Genomic DNA, 20,409 nt, shown 5'->3' on the forward strand with positions numbered 1-20,409 from the left:
GCTGCCTTTTTTTAGTAATCCCGACCCTATGGTCGGGATTATTTTTTTATACGAACAGTGTGTTCGGGCTATAGCCATCGGTTCACTACCTTTTTTAGAAAGTCCAAATCATTTATTTGATGGGGATTTTTTATTTTACACACTTATTATTACACTAATAGATAATAATTTAGAGGTTGCTTTGTTAGATTATTTTTGATTTTCATTGTGGTTATGGGCGCGGATTACTTAGTCAGTTCGCTGCGCTCGTTTGCAAATCCGCTATCGAGAATGCAAAAGACTAAATAGCTAAAACAGTTATTTTTCAGTTGGCTCGATGTGGTTTTTACTTCACTTTTATTTTATATACATTTTTAATGTATTGAAATCAATAGTAAATTCTACAGCAGTTCAATTCATTTCATCATCAGAATCTAATTTTGTTGTATTTATACCAAAAGAGTATAAGCTGCATAATCAAAGCCTTTTATAAATAATGGTTTCCTAGTTTCGTCACATTCCATTCCCCAAATTTATCGCTCATTTTGACTGATTATCTGACTGATAAGACCTCCACCGTTAGAATTCAATTCGACAATAAGCTTTTTTCACTTAAACATATAAGCTTCATTTATTGAATATTCAATATTATTAGTGATGTAATGAATTCCGTGATTAGTTTCAATCTTAGTTGATTGATCAAAGTTTTTTAAAATAAAAAATAGAACAACAATTAGAATTTTTATTGATTTGATAAGTCTATATTTTATTCATTAGTAAACCATTTTCTTGCATTCACAAAGGCTTCTATCCATGGCGAAACTTCATCTTTTTTTTCCATTGGATAATAGGCCCAATTCCATGGGAATGTAGATCGTTCAATATGTGGCATCATAACCAAATGCCTTCCTGTTTTGTCACACATCATTGCTGTATTGTAATCGGAACCATTCGGATTGGCAGGATAACCTTCATAAGCATATTTTGCCACAATAGTATAGTGACTTTCTGCTTCAGGCAAATTGAATTTTCCTTCTCCGTGTGAAACCCAAACTCCTAGGGTTGCTCCAGCCAATGTTTTTAACATTACCGAATTATTTTCTTGAACTTTTACAGAGGTAAATATACTTTCGTGCTTTTGGCTGTCATTATGGATCATTTTGCCATGTACTTTGTTTTCTGGATTTATTAATTCTAATTCCATGAACAGTTGACAGCCATTACAAATTCCGACAGAAAGCGTGTCTTCTCGCTTGAAGAAGTTTTTCAATGCACTATTAGCTTTCTCGTTGTATTTAAACGCTCCGGCCCAACCTTTCGCAGAACCCAAAACATCCGAATTTGAGAATCCACCAACCGCGCCAATAAACTGAACATCTTCCAGATTTTCACTTCCCGAAATTAAATCGGTCATATGAATGTCTTTTACATCAAAACCTGCTAAGTATAATGCATTTGCCATCTCACGTTCTGAATTGCTTCCTTTTTCACGAATGATAGCTGCCTTTGGACGTGGTTTGGCTGAATTGTATATTTCCGGTATTTTTCCAGAGAAATGAATCGGGAATTTATATTCTAGTTTTTGATTTGAATAATTATCAAAACGTTCTTTAGCTTTGTTGTTTTTGGTTTGTTTCTGGTCTAGCAGGAATGAGGTTTTGAACCAAAGGTCTCTATAAATTCCAATATCAAAATTCCAAATTCCAAAATCTAATGTAGATTTATTTTGAATAGTACCAAGTTTGAAGAATTCAACGTTGTTAGAATTTAATACTTTTTCAAATGTTGTGTCATCTTTTGCTTGAAGCACTAAACCGATATTTTCAGCAAATAATATCTTTACTAAATCTTTTTCTGTAAATGAAGAGAAATCTATTTTGGCTCCTAAATTTATATCTGCAAAGCACATTTCCAATAAAGTGGTAATCAATCCACCTGAACCAATATCATGTCCTGCAACAATTTGTCTTTCTTTGATTAAATTCTGAATCGTGTTAAATGCTCTTTTGAAGAAATCAGTATTTTTAATGGATGGAGCATCGTTACCCACTTTGTTCTGAATTTGTGCAAATGAACTTCCACCCAATTTAAATTCGTCTTGTGACAAATTGATATAATATATAGATTCACCGTTTCTTTGTAAAACAGGTTCAACAACTTTAGTTATATTAGAACAATTTCCGGCCGCTGAAATGATAACCGTCCCCGGTGCAATAACTTCATCATTAGGATATTTCTGCTTCATCGAAAGCGAATCTTTACCTGTTGGGATATTAATTCCAAGTTCAATAGCAAAATCGGAACAGGCTTTTACGGCTTCGAATAAACGGGCATCTTCGCCTTCATTTTTACACGCCCACATCCAGTTGGCAGAAAGAGAAACGCTTTTTAAACCATCTTTCAGTGGAGCAAAAACAATATTCGACAAGGCTTCACCAATAGAATTTCTTGAACCAGCCGCAGGATTAATCAAAGCTGAAATAGGCGAATGACCAATTGACGTTGCAATTCCTTCCTTTCCGTTAAAATCTAAAGCCATTACACCAACATTGTTCAAAGGCAATTGCAATGGTCCAACGCATTGTTGTTTTGCTACTTTTCCACCCACACAACGGTCTACTTTGTTGGTTAGCCAATCTTTGCAAGCTACCGCTTCGAGTTGCAAAACATGTTCAAGATATTCCTTAATTTTATCTTGACTATAGTTAAGTTCAGTATATTTTATTTGTGAATTAGTGTCGGTCATGATTACTTTAGGAGAACTCCCGAACATGTCTTCTAAAGCAAAGTCCATAGGTTTAGCGCCAGTAGTATTGCTTTCAAATGTAAAGCGAAGATTGTCGGTTACTTCACCGACTTCATACATCGGGGCACGTTCTCTTTCTGCAATTTTTCGCAACAATTCAATATCATCTTTTCCAATAACCAATCCCATTCGTTCCTGAGATTCGTTTCCGATAATTTCTTTGGCAGATAGCGTAGGATCTCCTATAGGCAATTTATCCAAATCAATCAAACCACCAGTTTCTTCTACTAATTCGGAAAGACAATTTAAATGTCCGCCCGCACCGTGATCGTGAATGGAAACAATTGAATTGACATCGCTTTCTACCATTGCTCGAATAGCATTGGCAGCACGTTTTTGCATTTCGGGATTCGAACGCTGAATGGCGTTAAGTTCTATTCCGGATCCAAAAGCTCCTGTATCAGCAGACGAAACGGCCGCGCCACCCATTCCAATTCTATAATTTTCTCCACCAAGAACAACGATTTTGTCACCTTTCTTTGGTTTGTGTTTTTTGGCTTGTTCTTCTTTTCCGTAACCAATTCCACCAGCCAGCATAATAACTTTATCAAAACCTAGTTTTCTATTGTTTTCCTCATGCTCAAATGTCAAAACAGAACCAGTAATCAATGGCTGTCCAAATTTATTTCCAAAATCGGAAGCTCCATTGGAGGCTTTTATCAAAATATCCATAGGTGTTTGGTACAACCATTTTCTTTCGTTCATTCCATTTTCCCAAGGGCGATTTTCTGTTAATCTTGAATAAGCGGTCATGTAAACCGCTGTTCCTGCCAATGGCAATGAACCTTGTCCACCAGCTAAACGGTCACGAATTTCTCCACCTGAACCTGTAGCAGCTCCGTTAAAAGGTTCAACAGTAGTTGGGAAATTATGAGTTTCTGCTTTTATGGAAATTACCGAATTGAATACAGACTCCTGATAGAAATCGGCTTTATCTCCAGTTTTTGGGGCAAATTGGGTCACTTTCGGACCTTTGATAAAAGCCACATTGTCTTTATAAGCCGAAACGATATCATTGGGATTTAGTTCAGAAGTTTTCTTTATCATTTTGAATAAAGACAGTTCTTTTTCAATTCCATCAATAACAAAAGTTCCGTTAAAAATTTTATGACGACAATGTTCTGAATTTACTTGTGAGAAACCAAACACTTCGGAATCGGTTAGTTTTCTATTGAGTTTTTCAGATAGATTTTCTAAATAAATAACTTCTTCATCACTTAGAGCCAAACCTTCTTGTTTGTTGTATTCACCAATATTATCAATATATAGAATAGGTTCTGGATTGATGTTGATAGTGAAGACATCTTGATTTAGTTCGCTATACTTTTGTGAAAGCATTGGATCAAAATCTTTAAAATCGGCAGCTACTTTATGGAATTCTTCAATTCTGATGATGCCTTCAATTCCCATGTTTTGTGTAATTTCTACAGCATTGGTACTCCAAGGTGTAATCATAGCGGCACGTGGTCCAATAAAAAAATCCGTCAGTACGGATTTTTCTATTTTATGTGCGTTTGCAAATAGCCAATTAAGTTTTGAGATGGTTTCTGCCGACATATCGTCTGCATTCGATTTTTTTTTCGTTTGTACGGCAAAAACGGTAGTACTATCGTTTCCGAAGAAATGAATCATTGTGTTGTAGTTTTAGTGTGTGTTGTTGCCTGTCTGTCGACAGAAATTCAGTTGCAAATTTAGGTTAAAAAAATGAATCCTAAAATTGCTTTTTAAATTAATCTGCTGGAAATACAATTGAATTATAAGCACCCAAATCAAAAATCCCATTTCTTGGATTTCCTAAAATATCAAAAGGAACTCCAACATCTACTCCGAAGTTTTTAGATGCTGAATCAGCACCGATAAACAGTTTGTTTTTTCTGATATTCTGAAAGTCTACGATTCCGTTTTTAATAATTTCAGAAGCATCATTGATAAAGGCATAATCCGGATTATTAGTAAATTGATTATTGTTGTTGTTAAATTTTATCTGGCATTTGCTAAACAATTTATTGAATTGCTTACTGGTATCAGTACTTTTATTGACTAGTAATTCTATTTGATTAGAACCAAAAATAATACAGTTTTTGAAATTAGCTTTTATCAAATCAAATGCTATCTGTTGGTTGTTGGTTCTGTCGGTATAATAATTATCAATCGTTACAGCAACTTGTTTTGAACTCACCCAATTGTTGTTGAATGTACAGTGTTTGAATTCATAACTTCCACCCAACGTACAGGCCAAAGAAGCTACCCCAGCGGTATTTATAACCATGTTTTTCCCTTCTATAGTTGCTGCTCTTCCAAGTAAACCAACATTTGAACAATCATAGATTTGTGTATTTTCAATAGTCATTGGTGTGCCGAAATTATTTTCTACCAATAAACCAATTATGGCATTTTTAATGGTTAAATTTTTAATTTTATGATTGGTACTTCCCTGTCTGAGATAAACGGTTCCCCATTGTCCCGGAACATTAGAGTATTCCGGCTCTAAACGATCGCCTTCAAAAATAACTTCGTTTTCTAGCGCTTCAGTATTAGATGTTGAACCATCAACATGTAGCGTTCCACCTTGTTGCACAACCAAACCGGATTCGGCATGAAAATGAACTCTGGCACCCGCGGGAATAGTTAATGTTTCTCCGTTGGGAACACTTGCATAACCATAGACGACATAGGGTTTGTCTGTATTAAATAAATATTCATTTCCATTATCTGGATGATTGTGACTTAGGTTCCTTCCATTAGTTTCCAGAACAGTTCCATCTTCGTTAAATCCAATAGGAATGGATTCTGTAATTCCGTTTTGTTTATTTGGAAAAATAAAATACGCATCCTGAATCAATGTTACTAATTCTACTTTTTGTAAGTTAGCGCCACTATCAAATTCTATCTGATCGGTATAAAGGAAATCCGAAGGATTGGCATCTACAATTCCTGCTGTGGTTTCAATAAAAATATACATGCTGTCTTTTGCCAACAATTCTACATCGTGAAAAATTCTATTATTCTCACCAGTCATTCCATCGACTGTCATTCTGTATTTTGAAGTTAATCCTTTTCCTAGTTGGATTGTTGGTATTTTGATGTCTTTACTACTTCTGTTATAAACTTTCAACGTGTAGGTACTTGAACCAATATTAGCAAAAACAGTATCTAAATAAATGGTGTCTTTAGAAAAAACTAAATCACCTGTACTAGGTTCAAAAACAAAGTCTTGACGACAAGAACTAACGGTAATAGCTAAACCAACAAAAAAAAGAAAAATAAGTTTACGCATATGTAGTTGAATTTTGGTAAATGTAAGTATTAAAGTTTAATTTGAAAATATGAAGATTTGAAAATTTAGAAATCTTAAATTAAAACGTTACAAAATAGTATTTATTGTCAAAAGTATGGATTTCATTAATTTTTCGGTTTTAAATTCTTGTAAATAAGTAGTATTTTTACACTCGAGCCTCGTCATAAAGATAAGCTGAACCATTAGAAATAAAAATACTATGTTATTCGATAAAAATAAAATCCTCCAACTTTGCAACGATTGGTGTAAAAACACCTTGATGAATACACTAGAAATAGAGTATATTGATGCTGGAGAAGATTTTTTAACTGCAAAAATGCCTGTAAATTCTAGAGTGCATCAACCGATGGGATTACTTCATGGGGGTGCAACAGTTGCTTTGGCAGAAAGTGTTGGAAGCGCTGCTTCGTTACTGTTTATTAATGCTGAAAAACAGGAAGCTCGTGGTATTGAAATTTCGGCAAATCATTTAAGAAGCAAACGAGAAGGAACAGTTTTTTGCACCGCAAAAATTTTACATCAGGGAAGAAGTATTCATCTTTGGGAAATAAAAATTACCGATGAAGAAGGGAAATTAATTTCGCTTTGTAAATTAACCAATATGATTTTACCAAGAAGATAATGACTGATTTATTCATCAAAGTCAAAACACATCAAGAACAACAATTGCCCTTTGTGTTGTTTTGTAAGCCCGATTCAGATAGGATTGTTGGTGTGTTTCAAAAGAATGATCATCTGTATTTTCTGGAAAATTTTGAAGAAAAAGGGTTTGTTTTTGCGCCATTTGATGCTGAGGAAATTCCTTTTATTCCTTTGGAACATTCCGATGTGTATGTTGATAGTGTGAATTCGTCCGATTATTTATTAAAAAAGAAGGATTCAACAATAAATAGTGCAATTAGCAATGATTTTTTCGAAGATTTAGTTGCCAAGGCTGTAAAAGCTATCAAAGAAAATAAGTTTTCTAAAGTAGTTTTATCCCGAAAGGAAGAAATCGCTATTCCTGATTTTGATATTGAAATAACCATGAATAAAATGATTAGTCTTTATTCAAATGCTTTCAAGTATTGTTTTTTTCATCCAAAAATTGGCACTTGGCTTGGTGCGACACCAGAACAGTTTTTGAAAACGAATGGTAATTCTTTAAAAACAGTTGCGCTTGCTGGAACTCAGTTAGCAACCAACTCTGCAGCTATTATTTGGAATGATAAAGAGAAAATAGAACAGCAATTAGTAACTGATTTTATTGTAGATAGTTTGGAAGATTTGGCAAAAGAAATAACAATTTCAAGTCCTTATTCAGTCAAAGCTGGAAATTTGTGGCATATAAAAACTGATATTTTAGCACAATTGAAATCTAAGAAATCAATAAAAAAAATTATTTTGGCTTTGCATCCCACTTCGGCGGTTTGCGGATTGCCTAAAGAGGAAGCAAAGGAATTCATAAATCAAAACGAAGGCTATAATCGAGAATACTACTCTGGGTTTTTAGGTGAACTTAATATTGATTTTGTTACTTTCAGAACGTTGCAAACCGATTTGTTTGTCAATTTAAGATGTATGAAAGTCATCAAAAATAAGGCGCAACTGTTTGTTGGTTGTGGTATTACAAAAGACAGTAATCCGGTCGATGAATATATGGAAACGGTCAATAAATCAATGACTATGAAAAAGATTATAAATTGATAATTGATAATTGATAATTGATAATTGATAATTGATAATTGATAATTGATAATTTTGAAGTTTAATAACTTATACTAAAAAATATGAAACTAGATATACTGGCGTTTGGAGCGCATCCGGATGACGTTGAATTAGGATGTAGTGGTACCATTGCCAAAGAAATTTCATTGGGAAAAAAGGTTGGTATTATCGATTTAACTCGCGGCGAATTGGGAACGCGTGGGTCTGTGGAAATTCGTGATTCTGAATCTGCCCTTGCTGCTGAGATTTTGGGAATTGCAGTTCGTGAAAATCTAAATATGCGAGATGGTTTTTTTGTGAATGATGAAGCACATCAATTGGAAATTATAAAAATGATTCGGAAATACCAGCCTGAAATTGTGCTTTGCAATGCCATTCGCGACCGACATATAGATCATGCTAAAGGAAGCAAACTTGTTTCTGATTCCTGTTTTCTTTCGGGTTTGAGAAAAATAGAAACAACTCTTGATGGTGAAAAGCAAGAAGTTTGGCGTCCCAAAAGGGTCTATCATTATATTCAATGGGAGAATATTGAACCCGATTTTGTAGTCGATGTTACTGGATTTATAGATAAAAAAACAGATAGCATTTTGGCTTATTCCTCACAGTTTTATTCTGAAAATTCTAATGAAACTGAAACACCAATTGCCACTAAAAATTTCTTGGAAAGTATTCATTATCGTTCACAGGATTTCGGACGATTAGTAGGCGTAGAATATGCTGAAGGATTCACTGTAGAAAGGTATTTGGCCGTCAATAGCTTAAGTGATTTAAAGTAACTTTTTAATTTTTTTCTTGGAGGTAGAATAGAATTTATACTATATTTGCACTCGTTAAATGGTGGTTGTAGCTCAGCTGGTTAGAGTATTGGTTTGTGGTGCCGAGGGTCGCCGGTTCGAACCCGGTCAGCCACCCTTAATTAAAAAGTCCTGAAATTTCAGGACTTTTTTTGTTTGTATCATTTATTGACCATCCGTTTTATCTACTATTAATTTGTGTTTTCTATTAGCAATTTCCCACGCAATGGCAAAGGCATATTGTGTTCTTTTGGTTAAGGCATCAAACTCAATTTTAGTTACTTCATCAGTAGCTTTGTGATAATCTTCATGTGTTCCGTTGAAAAGAAATACTGATGGAATACCGTTTTTGGCAAAATTATAATGATCGGAACGATAGTAAAAACGATTGGGATCTTTTTTATCGTTGTATTTATAATCTAATGTGAGTAAGTTATATTTCTTATTTACTTCTTCACAGACATTGAATAAATCGGTTGATAAATAATCAGAGCCAATCAAATATATATAGCTATTAGAATTTTCGTGAAAAGGATCACGTCTTCCAATCATATCAATATTTACATCGGAAATGGTATTTTTCAAAGGAAATAAAGGATTTTCTGTGTAAAAACGTGAACCATGTAAACCATGTTCTTCGCCTGTCATATGCAGAATTAAGACGGAACGTTTAGGACCATGACCTTCATCCTTTGCTTTTTGAAATGCTGCGGCAATTTCCATAATAGCAACTGTTCCTGAGCCATCATCATCTGCGCCATGGTAGATTTCTCCTTTCCTAATACCTACGTGATCATAATGAGCTGAAATTATCACGATCTCATCTGGTTTTTCAGAACCTTCTATAAATGCCCAAATATTTTCAGAATCGGGAAGATTTTCATTGTATTTTGCATTTAAAAAAGCAGCTGGAATATGTTGGTAATAATTGGTTGCTCCTTTTGGAAAACTGACACCATGGCTTATATACCAATCAATAATATAGCGTCCTGCTTTTTTCTGACCTTTACTTCCAGTATCTCGCCCTTCCATTCCATCAGAAGCAATAATTTCAAGGTTTTGTTCTAGACTTTCTCTAGATATAACATCAATATAATTATTTTTTGAATGATCAACAGGTTTTCCCGCTACAACAGTTTTCTGGCTATAACAGTTTAAAAATACAAACGAGAATAGTAATAATGCAATTGTTTTTCTAATCATGATATTGTTAATGGATATTGATAAACGTATATACGATAAATGCTAAAAGTAAGATGCACATTAAAACAAAATTGATGCAAAAAATAGTTATACTTTTTAGGAATGAAATGATGCGGGTTTCACCATAAAAGCGATGATGCGCGGGGAAGAAATAGTAGAACATCAAAAATATAGGTTACAATATAGCTTTGAAAAAGGTGTTTTCTTATAAACAATTTGAACAAAATCTATTTACTACAACATAATTACAATTCAAGCAAGTCTTGTCTTTTCTCAATGGACTTTAAGACATATAAAATATGTTATAAAATCAAAATGTAAATCTATTAAAATTATTTCTATTTTTGATTGACAAATCTTTAAACCATGCAATCAAAAGCTACAACTCCAGAACAATATTTATCTGAATTACCGGAAGATAGAAAAGAAGCCATGTTAAAACTTCGTAATGCTATAAAAGAAAATTTACCTCAAGGCTTTGAAGAAGTAATTAGTTATGGAATGTTGGGTTATGTTGTGCCACATTCTATTTATCCGTCTGGTTATCATTGTAATCCAAAATTACCATTGCCTTTTATTAATTTAGCTTCCCAAAAGAATTTTATTGCCTTGTATCACATGGGAATTTATGCCAATAAAAATTTGGAATCTTGGTTTGTTTCCGAATATCCAAAACACGTCAAAACCAAACTTGATATGGGTAAAAGCTGTATTAGATTTAAAAAAATGGATGACATTCCATTTGATTTTATCGGAGAATTGGCGGCTAAAGTGACTGTTGAAGATTGGATTTCTAATTACGAAAAAGCATTTAAGAAATAAGATGATTGTAATTCAAAGAAATACAGACGAAAATTTTACTAGCATTAGAGCCATTGCAGCAGCAGTTTGGCCAATAGCTTATAGTGAAACTTTGAGTCAGGAGCAGCTCTATTATATGATGGAAATGATGTATAGCATTAAGTCATTGCAGTTACAGGCTAGTGAAAAAAAACACCGTTTTATTTTGGCAATAGAAGAGGAAACGGTTTTGGGTTTTGCTTCCTATGAATTTAATTACAGTAAAAAACCCAAAACAAAAATTCATAAAATTTATATTTTAACCAATCATCAAGGCAAAGGCATTGGTAAAGCGTTTGTTAACTTTATTGTTAATGAAGCAAAAGAGCGTCATCAAAAAGGATTGATTTTGAATGTTAATAAAAGAAATAAAGCCATTCGCTTTTATGAAAGTATTGGTTTTACCATAAGCAATGAAGAAGTTATAGATATTGGTAATGGTTTTGTAATGGATGATTTTGTGATGGAAAAGACAATTTAATTAATTCGATGTGTTTAAAAAAAATGCCTCAAAAGTAAAAAAACTATTGAGGCATTTTTTGTTAAAAAAGTTAATTACTCTTTAATGAATTTTTGACTGTAGTTTTCATTGTTACTGTCTGTAAGTTTTAGTATATAAGTACCTGTAGATAATAAATCTACATTTACACTATGATTTTGAACCGAAGTAGCATGAACTCTTCTTCCTGTTAAGTCATAAATTTCAGCACTAATGAATTCAACCGTATTAGCAGTGTTTATTGAAATATTGATTGTGTTTTTAACTGGATTAGGATACATTGTGAACACAAAGTTTTCAAATACGTTGGTACCTAAAGTAGCACCTTCAACAACAGATAGTCTTTGATTTGGAGAAACATTGTTGTATGTGTCAATAATTCCAGAAGGCCATCTTATTATTACTTGATTAATAGTTGTTGCAATGCCTATTCCGAAATGTGCATTCAAAGAACTCATATATTTAAATCCTTCACCACTTCTGATGTCTCTAATTTGTTTTCCCCAAGCACCATATATTTCTATTCGAGCACCAATTCCGTTGCTGTTACTTTGTATTCCGTTTAACGCAACTTTTAGCCAATTATTTCCATTTGGCACAGCATAACGAATAGTGCTTCCACTTTGGATATCAAGAAAACCATCATTGTTTAAATCTCCAACAGCTCCAACAGTTATGCCTGAGTAAGTAACTGGAGCAAATGTTCCATTTCTTTGATTAAACATTATTTTTCCACCACCACCGAGTACATCAACAAATCCATCATTATCAAAATCATAAGCTATGTTGTCAATGTTTGTAGAAGTATTTGAATCCCAACCAGAACCTAAAGTAATATTTGTAAAAGCACTTAGGGTATTTGTTGTTTCAAAATTGTTTCTAAAATATTTATGAGTTCCAGAACTTGCTGTAATTATAATATCCATATCGCCATCGTTATCAAAATCAGCAATTGCAGAAGACCAGGTTTGAATAGGAGTAATATCTATTCCGGCTAATGTAGACACATTTGTATAGGTATTTCCTCCATCATATCTAAAAAGTTGACATGGCGGCCCTGAACACTTAGAGATAAATACATCTGTATCACCGTCATTATCAAAATCTGTGAATAATGTTGCATAATTTCCACCACCGGTACTTAAATTCATTGCGCCTGCTGTTGTGTTTGATTGGTAGTAGGTTAAATTAGCGTTTCCATCATTCAAGTAGTAAACATTTGGAGCAACATCATGACAAGAAAAAATATCTAAGTTTCCATCTTTATTTAAATCAGCAAAATTTGTTCTTTGACAGAATATGTATTCGCCGGGAGTTATTCCTGTGTAAGCACTACCCGTATTATTTGATTTTAAAATTGAAAGGCCATTTCCACTTCCAAGTACTAAATCATTAAATCCATCTTTATTGTAATCTCCAGCCGCCATACTCCAACCAGGCATGTAAGTAGCTCCAGTTATTGGGAAATCAGTTGTAGTAAATGATCCCGAAGTTACACCTTGATAATGAATTCTTAAGTTGTTTGAGCTAACTCCGACGATATCATCCTTTTTGTCACCATTCATGTCAACAACACAAAGATTGTAAGTGCTATTAATAGTTGGTATGGTTTGGGTAGTAAAAACAACAGGAGTAGGTGGAGGAACTACATATTGTCCTTCTATTAATTGAAACGAAAATCCAGTATTAGAAGTTGTATTTAACCATCTGTTGTCCCAAGCAATGTAATAAGTCGTTCCTGCAATAACATTGAAAACACTAACAGATGAAAGACTTGTCCCACTGTCATCATCGCCTGCATAACACGTCAAAGAAGAACAATTTCCTGTATAAACATGAAATCGTGTATCTTTTCTTGTAGTATTGGCAGCAATATCTGAAGTTACAGTAACAGTATAATTTTGTGTTGGTGTATATACATACCATTCTCCAGAAGGAATATTTGCTGTTGGAATAGCACCATTTGAAGCACAAACAGGTGTAGGCACTTGGCCATTAATAACCCCAATAGTATATATGCCAGCCGAAATATTTATAGCAGTGGCACAAGTATCTTGAGCTTTTGTAATTTGCCCAAAAACGAGCAGCGTAATGAGTAATATAATTTTTTTCATAATATGGTTATTTGTTAAATTCTTATTTTTAAGGACAAGTTTGTAAAGTAGAAATCCAATCACTAATTAGTTGTACACCTTCTTGATGTATAATTGTTCTTCCATGTAGCGGCATTCTGTAGTTTTCATTTTCAGTGTTTAATCTATAAAAAAGCATTGATCGATCTGGATTTCCGGGTGTTATAATTTTACTTAACGCAGCAGGAAAATCTTGAATATCCTGAGTATCAACACAAACTCCCATATTGGTTAACCCTAAACCATTAGGCAATCCAGTTTCAGTATATGTAAATCGCATTGGTCTATAATCACAATGTCCATTTGTGTAATGGCAATGAGAGCAATTTATATCTAGATAAGAACGCACTCTTTGCTCTAAGGGTTTTGAAGTATCATTATAATCAATAACTGTATTACTTGTAGATGGTAAATTAAAATTATTTTCTAAATAACCAATTTCAATCCACTTTGATAATTGATTTTTAGTTTCAGTACCATAATTATAATTGAAATTTAAATTTTGAGTTTTAATTCCAATTGGTTCATGTTTTTCAAAATAAACATTATTAATTGTTTCTTTGTATTTATGACAAACATTACATTGGACTTCATTCGGTATTCTATAATTAACATTTTTTATGATATTATTTTCATCTTTCCAGCTCAATGCAACATTACTTCCATTTAAATCTAAATAAGCTTCTGTCTGTTCAGTATTCCAAACATAATCAGCAAAAATCCATCCTGTTTCTTTTCTAATCATAACCCGTGTTTCAATGATACGCATTGTATTATTGGGTTGAACATTGTTGTAATAAAAAGTTTTGATTAAAGCAGCACCAATTGGCAATTCTAATATTTGATCATCTGCAATAAAACTTGCTTTTGTGCCTTGAGGCATCCAAACAAATCTTTTTTTATGTGCATAATCTGAAAAAAGGGAGCTGGCCGGCTCATAGGGAATTACATTTGAAGAAGGAGTTTGATTTTTTATATCACCTTCAAAAAACTTATAATCCGATAATTTTGGATAAGGCACTTTTGTTAAATCCACTACTACTGGCGAAACTGCTATGTATGCATTTTCTTGATCAGAACAAGAATTAAATACAGTAAACAGTAAAAATATCGTAAACGATAGTAGGTAATATTTTTTCATGAATTTTTTAATGCAAACCAAATATATTAATTATTTTATAATTTATTTTAAACTAATAGTTTTTAGTGAGGTTTATTATAATGAAATTAAATGATAATTATAAAAAAGTGTTCTTATTCTATTTAAGTATAAGAACACTTTAAAAACTATAATTGAAAGTGTTATTCTTTATTGAACTTTTGAGGATAACTTTTACCAGTTGTATCTGAAACTGATAAAATATAAGTTCCTTTAGCTAATTTTTCAACATTAATAGGTTGATTTAAATCATTAGTTTTATGAACTACTTTACCATTTAGATCATAGATTAAGGCTGATTTAAGTGTAACATTTAAATTGTTTTGCAATTGAATATTAACCACATTTTTTGCAGGATTTGGATAAATTGAGAATACACCGTTGTTAAACGAATTTAATGCTAATGTTGAACCTTCAACAACCAATAGATTTTGATTTGAATTAACACCACTTATTGTATCAATAATTCCAGATGGCCATTTAATTACAACTCGGTCTATAGTTGTAGCTTGACCTAATCCAAAGTGAGCACTTATGGTACTCATATTTTGAAATCCGGTTCCGCTTTGTACATATCTAATTTGTTGACCCCATGAACCATGTATTTCAACTCTAGCTCCAATACCATTTTTGTTACTTTGAATACCTTGCAGATTAACGTTTAGCCATTTGTTTGTATTTCCATTGTTAAATAAAACAGTTGTTCCATTTTGAATGTCTAAAAATCCATCATTATTTAAATCCCCTATTGGTCTATCATAGGCAGACATATTGTACATATTTGGATTAGGAGTGAAATGGAAATTCCCATCCCCGAACATGATATTGTTTCCTGATCCTAATACATCTAAAAAACCATCGTTATCAAAATCTTGGGCCACATATTCTCTGCCTAGTGATGTATTTGTGTCATAACCAGAACCTGCTGTTACACTTGTGAATGTTCCGTTACCATTATTTCTTTTAACATTGGAATATCCATTAGATGCTGAATTAACCCCAACAATGACATCCATCCAACCATCATTATTAAAATCACCACAAGCACCAGACCATGTTTGTTCAGGATTTGCCATATTTGCTTCTGCTGCAACATTTGTATATGTCCCGTCTCCGTTATTTCTATGCAATTGATCAATATTTCCTCCAACACCAGAACCTCCTTGGCCACATTTTGCAAGATACATATCAATATCACCATCATTATCAAAATCAAACCAATTAGAAGCATAATTTCCACCTGATGCAAAATCACCAATTCCTCCCTGAATATGATTTAAATTAGTTCCATCGTTCAAGTAATATCTGTTCGGAGCATTATCATCACAGGCAAAAACATCAAGTTTTCCGTCATTGTTGATGTCGACAAAGTTTGTTCTTTGTACTAAATAGGATTGTGTTTTTCGATCAGTTGTAAATCCAGTTCCATTGTTATTTGCTTTTAAAAAAACAACACCACTACCAGAACCATAAACCAAATCATTAAATCCATTGTTGTCATAATCTCCAGCTGCAATACTCCAAGATGGTAATACAGCAGTATTAGGAACAGTATAAGTTGTTGTTAAGAAAGTTCCTCCTGCTTGTTGATAAGTTATAGCTAGTTGAGTATTAGAAATAGGGGAAACAATATCATCAAGATAGTCTCCATTCATGTCTACAATGCAGTTATTGTAACCTCCAGTTATACCTGCAACAGCTCGAGAAGTAAACGATAATCTATCAGGTCCTGCAACGGCAGATTCCATAACTGTAAAATCAAAACCAGTTGAACTGTAACGGTTGTCGAAAGCAAATGTATAAGTTGTTCCTGAAATTGCCGCAAAAGTTACTTGAGAAGAATTAGTTCCGTTATAATCGTCATTAGAACCAACACAAACCAACGCATTACAATCCCCTGAATACACAATTAAACGTGTGTCACTATTATTGTTTTGAGCTAATAAAGTAGAAACAGTTATATTGATGTTTTGGGTTGCAGTATACTTGTACCATTTGCCTTTAGCTCCCGCAGTTCCTGTTAATCCACATAATTGTATTGGAGCAGTACCATTTTCTGCAGTAAAAGCAGGTGCAGTAGTGGTAGAATTAAGTGCAACGGTAAGCGCAGTAGCACAACTTGATTGTGCATTAGCAAATGATATACTAAGTAACATTACAAGAAATAAAGTATTTTTTTTCATTATATTTTATTGATTAGTTATTCGTAAAATATTAATTGCAATTTTGGGTTAAAGATGAAATGTATTGTTCCAAAAGAGCAACGCCTTCATCGTGAACAATAGTTCTGCCTAATAAAGGCATTCTTTCACTCTCTTCGTTTGAACTCATTCGATAATGCATAATAGATTTAGTATAGTTTCCTGGAGTAATTACTTTTTGCAAGGTTGGACTAATCTCTTCGTCCGCTACTAAACAAATACCAATATTTGAGTCAATATTCGTTAAGCTAAAAGGGAATCGAATGGGTCTGTAATAACAACGAGCTTGGTCTTGATGACAATGTGCACAGTTTATGTCTAAATAAGAACGTAGTCTTAAATCTAATGGCTGCGTCGTGTCATGATAATCAACTGTAGAAACAATAGAAGACGGATAATTGTCTAAATAGCCCTGATCAACTAATTTTTGTAAAATCTTTTTACTCGAATTGCCATAAGTATGGTTATGATTTAAATTTTGTGGTTTAACACCAATTGGCGTTGCAATTTCATTTATTTTATGACAAGCAAAACACTCACTATCTGAAGGTATTCTATAATCTGTTGTTATAATTTCTCCACTAGGTTTTGTAAAAGTAATGTTTTTAATGCTTCCATTTGTAAAGTCTGTACCCGAAACTAAATTGGCTTCCGTTTGTTCATCATTCCACAAATATTCATAAAACTTCCAGCCATCATCTTTTCTAATCATTAATCGGGTTTCGATAATTTTTGTTACGTTTCCTGGTTGTATTGTGGTGTAATAAAAAGTTTTTATCAAAACGGTTCCAACAGGAAAATCAATAATTTTGTTATCGGCAACATAAGTTCCTGAAACACCAGCTGGCATCCAAATAAATCTCTTTTTGGAAGCGTAATCAGTAAAAAGTGAACTCGCAGGTTTGTATGCAATAACATTCAACGATGGAATTTGGTCCTTCATATCACCCTCAAAAAAATGATAATCTGAAAGTCTTGGATATGGAACTTGTGTTAAGTCAACTGTAACTGGAGAAACCGGAATGTATTCATCATCTTTGTCTGAACAAGAAATAAAAATGATAGACGTTAAAAGTAATGTAATAGATAAAATGTAATATTTCTTCATAGGTTTTTTAAAATGCAGACCAAATATAGTAATTATTTAATAACCTTATAAAAATTAAGAGAAATTCTAAAAAAAGAAATATTATTATTCATAATTTGATAAAAAAGATGTAGTTTGATTTCTATAACTCGTTGTTTTTATAAGCTCTATATAATGTTTTCTGGTAATGCTTTCTTGGCTTTAGCCCCATTATCTTTAGGTTTTTAACACGATTGAATAGATTTTCGCTTCGAATCATTTATAGATACAAAAATTAAAACAGTTTAATTTACAGAGATTCTTTAAATTAAAATTTCAAATAAAATTACTTTCAAACTTTTGTATTGTATTTGACAACGATTTTAAAAATAAAAGAAAAAAATTATATTTGTAACACTAAAAAAATAATTATTATTATGACAAGAAAGATTACTCTATTGGCAATTTGGTTAGTTTCATCTTTATCATTTGCACAACCAGGAGGACCAGTTGGTCACTTGACTATCTTCTCTGAAGATGGCGATAAATTTACCCTTATTTTGAACGGTGAAATAATAAATGACACACCACAAACTAATTTGCGAGTTGAAGATTTGAATCAACCTTACTATAATGCTAAAATTAGATTTGAAGATAAAACGTTAACCGATGTTAGCAAAAATAACTTAATGTTAACCGATGTTGACGGAATATTCTCTGATGTTACCTATAAAATCAAGAGAGATAAAAACAATAAAACCAAAATGAAGATGAATTATTTTTCATCGATTCCTGTTCAACCTAATTTTATTCCTGCATCAAATGTTCATGTGATTCATTACGGACAACCAAGGCCAGCCATTGTTTCACAACCGGTTGGAGGAGTAACTCAAACGACTACCACAACTACAACCCAAACAAATGGAGTAAACTCTGGCGGAGTAAATCTAGGAGTAGGAGTAAATGTAGACGGCGTTAATTTAGGTTTGGGAGTTTCTATTAACGACAATATTGGTGGCGGAACTGTGACACAAACAACCACTACAACTACTACCAACAATTCAAATGCAGTTATCGTTGATCACGACGGGCCTATCAGAGGTTGTGGAGGTAGAAGTTGTATGACACCAGGTAATTTTAATGCAGCTTTGTCAACAATTAAAAATCAGAGCTTTGAAGATACTAGGTTAAAAACAGCAAAGCAGGTGATTACGGCCAACTGTTTGAATGTGGATCAAATTATTCAAATTGCTAATACTTTTAGTTTTGAAGACAATAAATTGGACTTTGCCAAATATGCCTACGATTTTTGTAGTGAACCAAGAAATTATTTCAAGCTAAATGGTATTTTTACATTTAGTAGCAACGTAGATGAATTGTCAGATTACGTTCAGAGTAGACAATAAATAAAAAAGTGCTAATATTTAAAAGACTATCAGTAATTTTGTTGATAGTCTTTTTTATTATATTTAATTCATGCAAAATCACCATCATTTCCTAATTCATAAACCTCATGGCTATTTAAGTCAATTTATTTATGAAAAAAAGCGACACAAAAAGTTGCTTGGTGAATTGTATCATTTTCCAGAAGGCACTATGGCAATTGGGCGATTGGATGAAGATTCCGAAGGATTGCTTTTACTTACCACTGACGGAATGATGAGCGAAATAGTTAGAAGCAAAACCATAGAAAAAGAATATTACGCACAAGTTGATGGAATTATCAATGAAGAAGCTATTTCCCAAATTAAAAATGGTGTCGAAATTGGTTTTAAAGGAATCAGATACACAACCAAAAAATGTGAAGCCAAAATCATTAACCAACTTCCAGATTGCGTTGGTGAAGGAAGAAGAATTCGAGATTTGCGTCATGGACCAACTAGTTGGCTTTCGATAACATTGACCGAGGGCAAATTCCGCCAAGTGCGAAAAATGACAGCCGCAGTTGGATTTCCAACTTTGAGATTGATCAGAATTCGAGTAGGAGAATTACATTTGCAAAATCTAAAAGCTGGAGAAGTAGTTGAAATTGAAAGTTTTTTTTAAATCCTAATTCCAAATTCCTAAATCCCAAATCATCATGCTCAACATCGTTTTAGTAGAACCCGAAATCCCAAACAACACAGGAAATATTGGTCGTTTGTCTGTTGGAACAGAAAGTCGGTTACACTTAATTCATCCGTTTGGATTCGTAATTAATGACAAAAACCTAAAGCGTTCCGGTTTGGATTATTGGGTGCATTTGGATGTAACAGAATATAAAAATGTGGAGGAATGGATGGCAATAATTCCCGATAAATCGAGAGTTTTTTTAACCAGTTCTCATGCTACAAAATCTATTTATGTAGCCGAGTTCCAGGATGGTGATTGGTTAGTTTTTGGTAAAGAAAGCGTAGGTTTGAGTCAAGAGGTTTTAGCCCAATTTGATAATCATTTAACCATTCCAATGTCGAATTTAATACGAAGTTATAATATTGCCAATTCGGTCGCGTTTGTAGTTGGAGAGGCGAAAAGACAGATAGCAATTAAAAATGGATAATTAACAATTATCCATTATTCATTGTCAATTATCAATTAATAATAAACTTCCCTTTTTCACCATCAAAAGTGATGGACGAATCTATAAAGAGTGAATTGAAAATACCTTTTGTAATTAAATTACAAGGTTGGTTTTGTTCGACCATACTCTCTTTCATTACAATCATTTCATCCGAAAGTTGTA

The 20,409-nt window shown here is 33.1% G+C and carries 16 protein-coding genes and 1 tRNA gene; 10 read left to right on the forward strand and 7 right to left on the reverse strand.

Annotation, left to right across the window (positions count from 1 at the left end; genetic code table 11):
- Positions 1 to 199 (forward strand): hypothetical protein (locus ACOYLP_RS04755; protein WP_422855038.1); only part of this gene is annotated, 199 nt, incomplete at its 5' end.
- 546 nt (positions 200 to 745) lie between these two features.
- On the opposite strand, the gene purL is transcribed toward ACOYLP_RS04755, so the two are convergent.
- Complete coding sequence (purL, locus tag ACOYLP_RS04760; protein WP_422855039.1) at positions 746 to 4,417, reverse strand: phosphoribosylformylglycinamidine synthase; 3,672 nt, start codon at positions 4,415 to 4,417, stop codon at positions 746 to 748.
- Between the two features lie 97 nt (positions 4,418 to 4,514).
- Positions 4,515 to 6,062, reverse strand: a complete 1,548-nt coding sequence (locus ACOYLP_RS04765) for a hypothetical protein (protein ID WP_422855040.1) — start codon at positions 6,060 to 6,062, stop codon at positions 4,515 to 4,517.
- A 220-nt stretch (positions 6,063 to 6,282) separates the two neighbouring features.
- Here ACOYLP_RS04765 and ACOYLP_RS04770 point away from each other — a divergent pair, with 220 nt between their 5' ends.
- The 4 genes from ACOYLP_RS04770 to ACOYLP_RS04785 all read left to right on the forward strand — a co-directional run bounded on the left by ACOYLP_RS04770 (position 6,283) and on the right by ACOYLP_RS04785 (position 8,704).
- On the forward strand, positions 6,283 to 6,705 hold the full coding sequence (locus tag ACOYLP_RS04770) for a PaaI family thioesterase (protein ID WP_422855041.1): 423 nt from the start codon (positions 6,283 to 6,285) through the stop codon (positions 6,703 to 6,705).
- Positions 6,705 to 7,769 carry an isochorismate synthase gene (locus tag ACOYLP_RS04775; RefSeq protein ID WP_422855042.1) on the forward strand — a complete coding sequence of 355 codons (1,065 nt, stop codon included), beginning with the start codon at positions 6,705 to 6,707 and terminating at the stop codon, positions 7,767 to 7,769. The genes ACOYLP_RS04770 and ACOYLP_RS04775 overlap by 1 nt, the downstream gene beginning before the upstream one ends.
- A gap of 83 nt (positions 7,770 to 7,852) precedes the next feature.
- The gene (bshB1, locus tag ACOYLP_RS04780; protein ID WP_422855043.1) at positions 7,853 to 8,569 is read left to right on the forward strand and encodes a bacillithiol biosynthesis deacetylase BshB1; all 717 of its coding nucleotides are present in this window, start codon (positions 7,853 to 7,855) and stop codon (positions 8,567 to 8,569) included.
- A gap of 61 nt (positions 8,570 to 8,630) precedes the next feature.
- Positions 8,631 to 8,704, forward strand: a tRNA-His gene (locus ACOYLP_RS04785).
- A 48-nt stretch (positions 8,705 to 8,752) separates the two neighbouring features.
- Here the strand turns inward: ACOYLP_RS04785 and ACOYLP_RS04790 are convergent.
- Positions 8,753 to 9,790, reverse strand: a complete 1,038-nt coding sequence (locus ACOYLP_RS04790) for a M28 family metallopeptidase (RefSeq protein ID WP_422855044.1) — start codon at positions 9,788 to 9,790, stop codon at positions 8,753 to 8,755.
- 366 nt (positions 9,791 to 10,156) lie between these two features.
- Here ACOYLP_RS04790 and ACOYLP_RS04795 point away from each other — a divergent pair, with 366 nt between their 5' ends.
- Entirely contained in the window at positions 10,157 to 10,612 is a 456-nt protein-coding gene (locus tag ACOYLP_RS04795) for a DUF1801 domain-containing protein (RefSeq protein WP_422855045.1), read from the forward strand.
- Position 10,613: 1 nt separating this feature from the next.
- Entirely contained in the window at positions 10,614 to 11,111 is a 498-nt protein-coding gene (locus ACOYLP_RS04800) for a GNAT family N-acetyltransferase (RefSeq protein ID WP_422855046.1), read from the forward strand.
- 74 nt (positions 11,112 to 11,185) lie between these two features.
- Here ACOYLP_RS04800 and ACOYLP_RS04805 read toward each other — a convergent pair whose 3' ends face one another.
- The 4 genes from ACOYLP_RS04805 to ACOYLP_RS04820 all read right to left on the reverse strand — a co-directional run bounded on the left by ACOYLP_RS04805 (position 11,186) and on the right by ACOYLP_RS04820 (position 17,729).
- Positions 11,186 to 13,243: an FG-GAP-like repeat-containing protein gene (locus ACOYLP_RS04805; protein WP_422855047.1), complete on the reverse strand. Its 2,058-nt coding sequence runs from the start codon at positions 13,241 to 13,243 to the stop codon at positions 11,186 to 11,188.
- Positions 13,244 to 13,271: 28 nt separating this feature from the next.
- Complete coding sequence (locus tag ACOYLP_RS04810) at positions 13,272 to 14,402, reverse strand: hypothetical protein (RefSeq protein WP_422855048.1); 1,131 nt, start codon at positions 14,400 to 14,402, stop codon at positions 13,272 to 13,274.
- Positions 14,403 to 14,563: 161 nt separating this feature from the next.
- A complete protein-coding gene (locus tag ACOYLP_RS04815) occupies positions 14,564 to 16,603 on the reverse strand; it encodes an FG-GAP-like repeat-containing protein (RefSeq protein WP_422855049.1) in 2,040 nt (679 codons plus the stop codon).
- 31 nt (positions 16,604 to 16,634) lie between these two features.
- A complete protein-coding gene (locus ACOYLP_RS04820; protein ID WP_422855050.1) occupies positions 16,635 to 17,729 on the reverse strand; it encodes a hypothetical protein in 1,095 nt (364 codons plus the stop codon).
- 395 nt (positions 17,730 to 18,124) lie between these two features.
- On the opposite strand from ACOYLP_RS04820, the gene ACOYLP_RS04825 reads away from it, so the two are divergent.
- From ACOYLP_RS04825 to ACOYLP_RS04835, 3 genes are all read left to right on the forward strand, one after another.
- Positions 18,125 to 19,093 carry a DUF4476 domain-containing protein gene (locus ACOYLP_RS04825; RefSeq protein ID WP_422855051.1) on the forward strand — a complete coding sequence of 323 codons (969 nt, stop codon included), beginning with the start codon at positions 18,125 to 18,127 and terminating at the stop codon, positions 19,091 to 19,093.
- Positions 19,094 to 19,163: 70 nt separating this feature from the next.
- Complete coding sequence (locus ACOYLP_RS04830) at positions 19,164 to 19,733, forward strand: pseudouridine synthase (RefSeq protein WP_422855052.1); 570 nt, start codon at positions 19,164 to 19,166, stop codon at positions 19,731 to 19,733.
- Between the two features lie 34 nt (positions 19,734 to 19,767).
- A complete protein-coding gene (locus tag ACOYLP_RS04835; RefSeq protein ID WP_422855053.1) occupies positions 19,768 to 20,226 on the forward strand; it encodes a tRNA (cytidine(34)-2'-O)-methyltransferase in 459 nt (152 codons plus the stop codon).
- The last annotated feature ends 183 nt before the right edge of the window (positions 20,227 to 20,409 follow it).

It is taken from the genome of Flavobacterium sp., from assembly GCF_049318325.1.
GTDB lineage: Bacteria > Bacteroidota > Bacteroidia > Flavobacteriales > Flavobacteriaceae > Flavobacterium.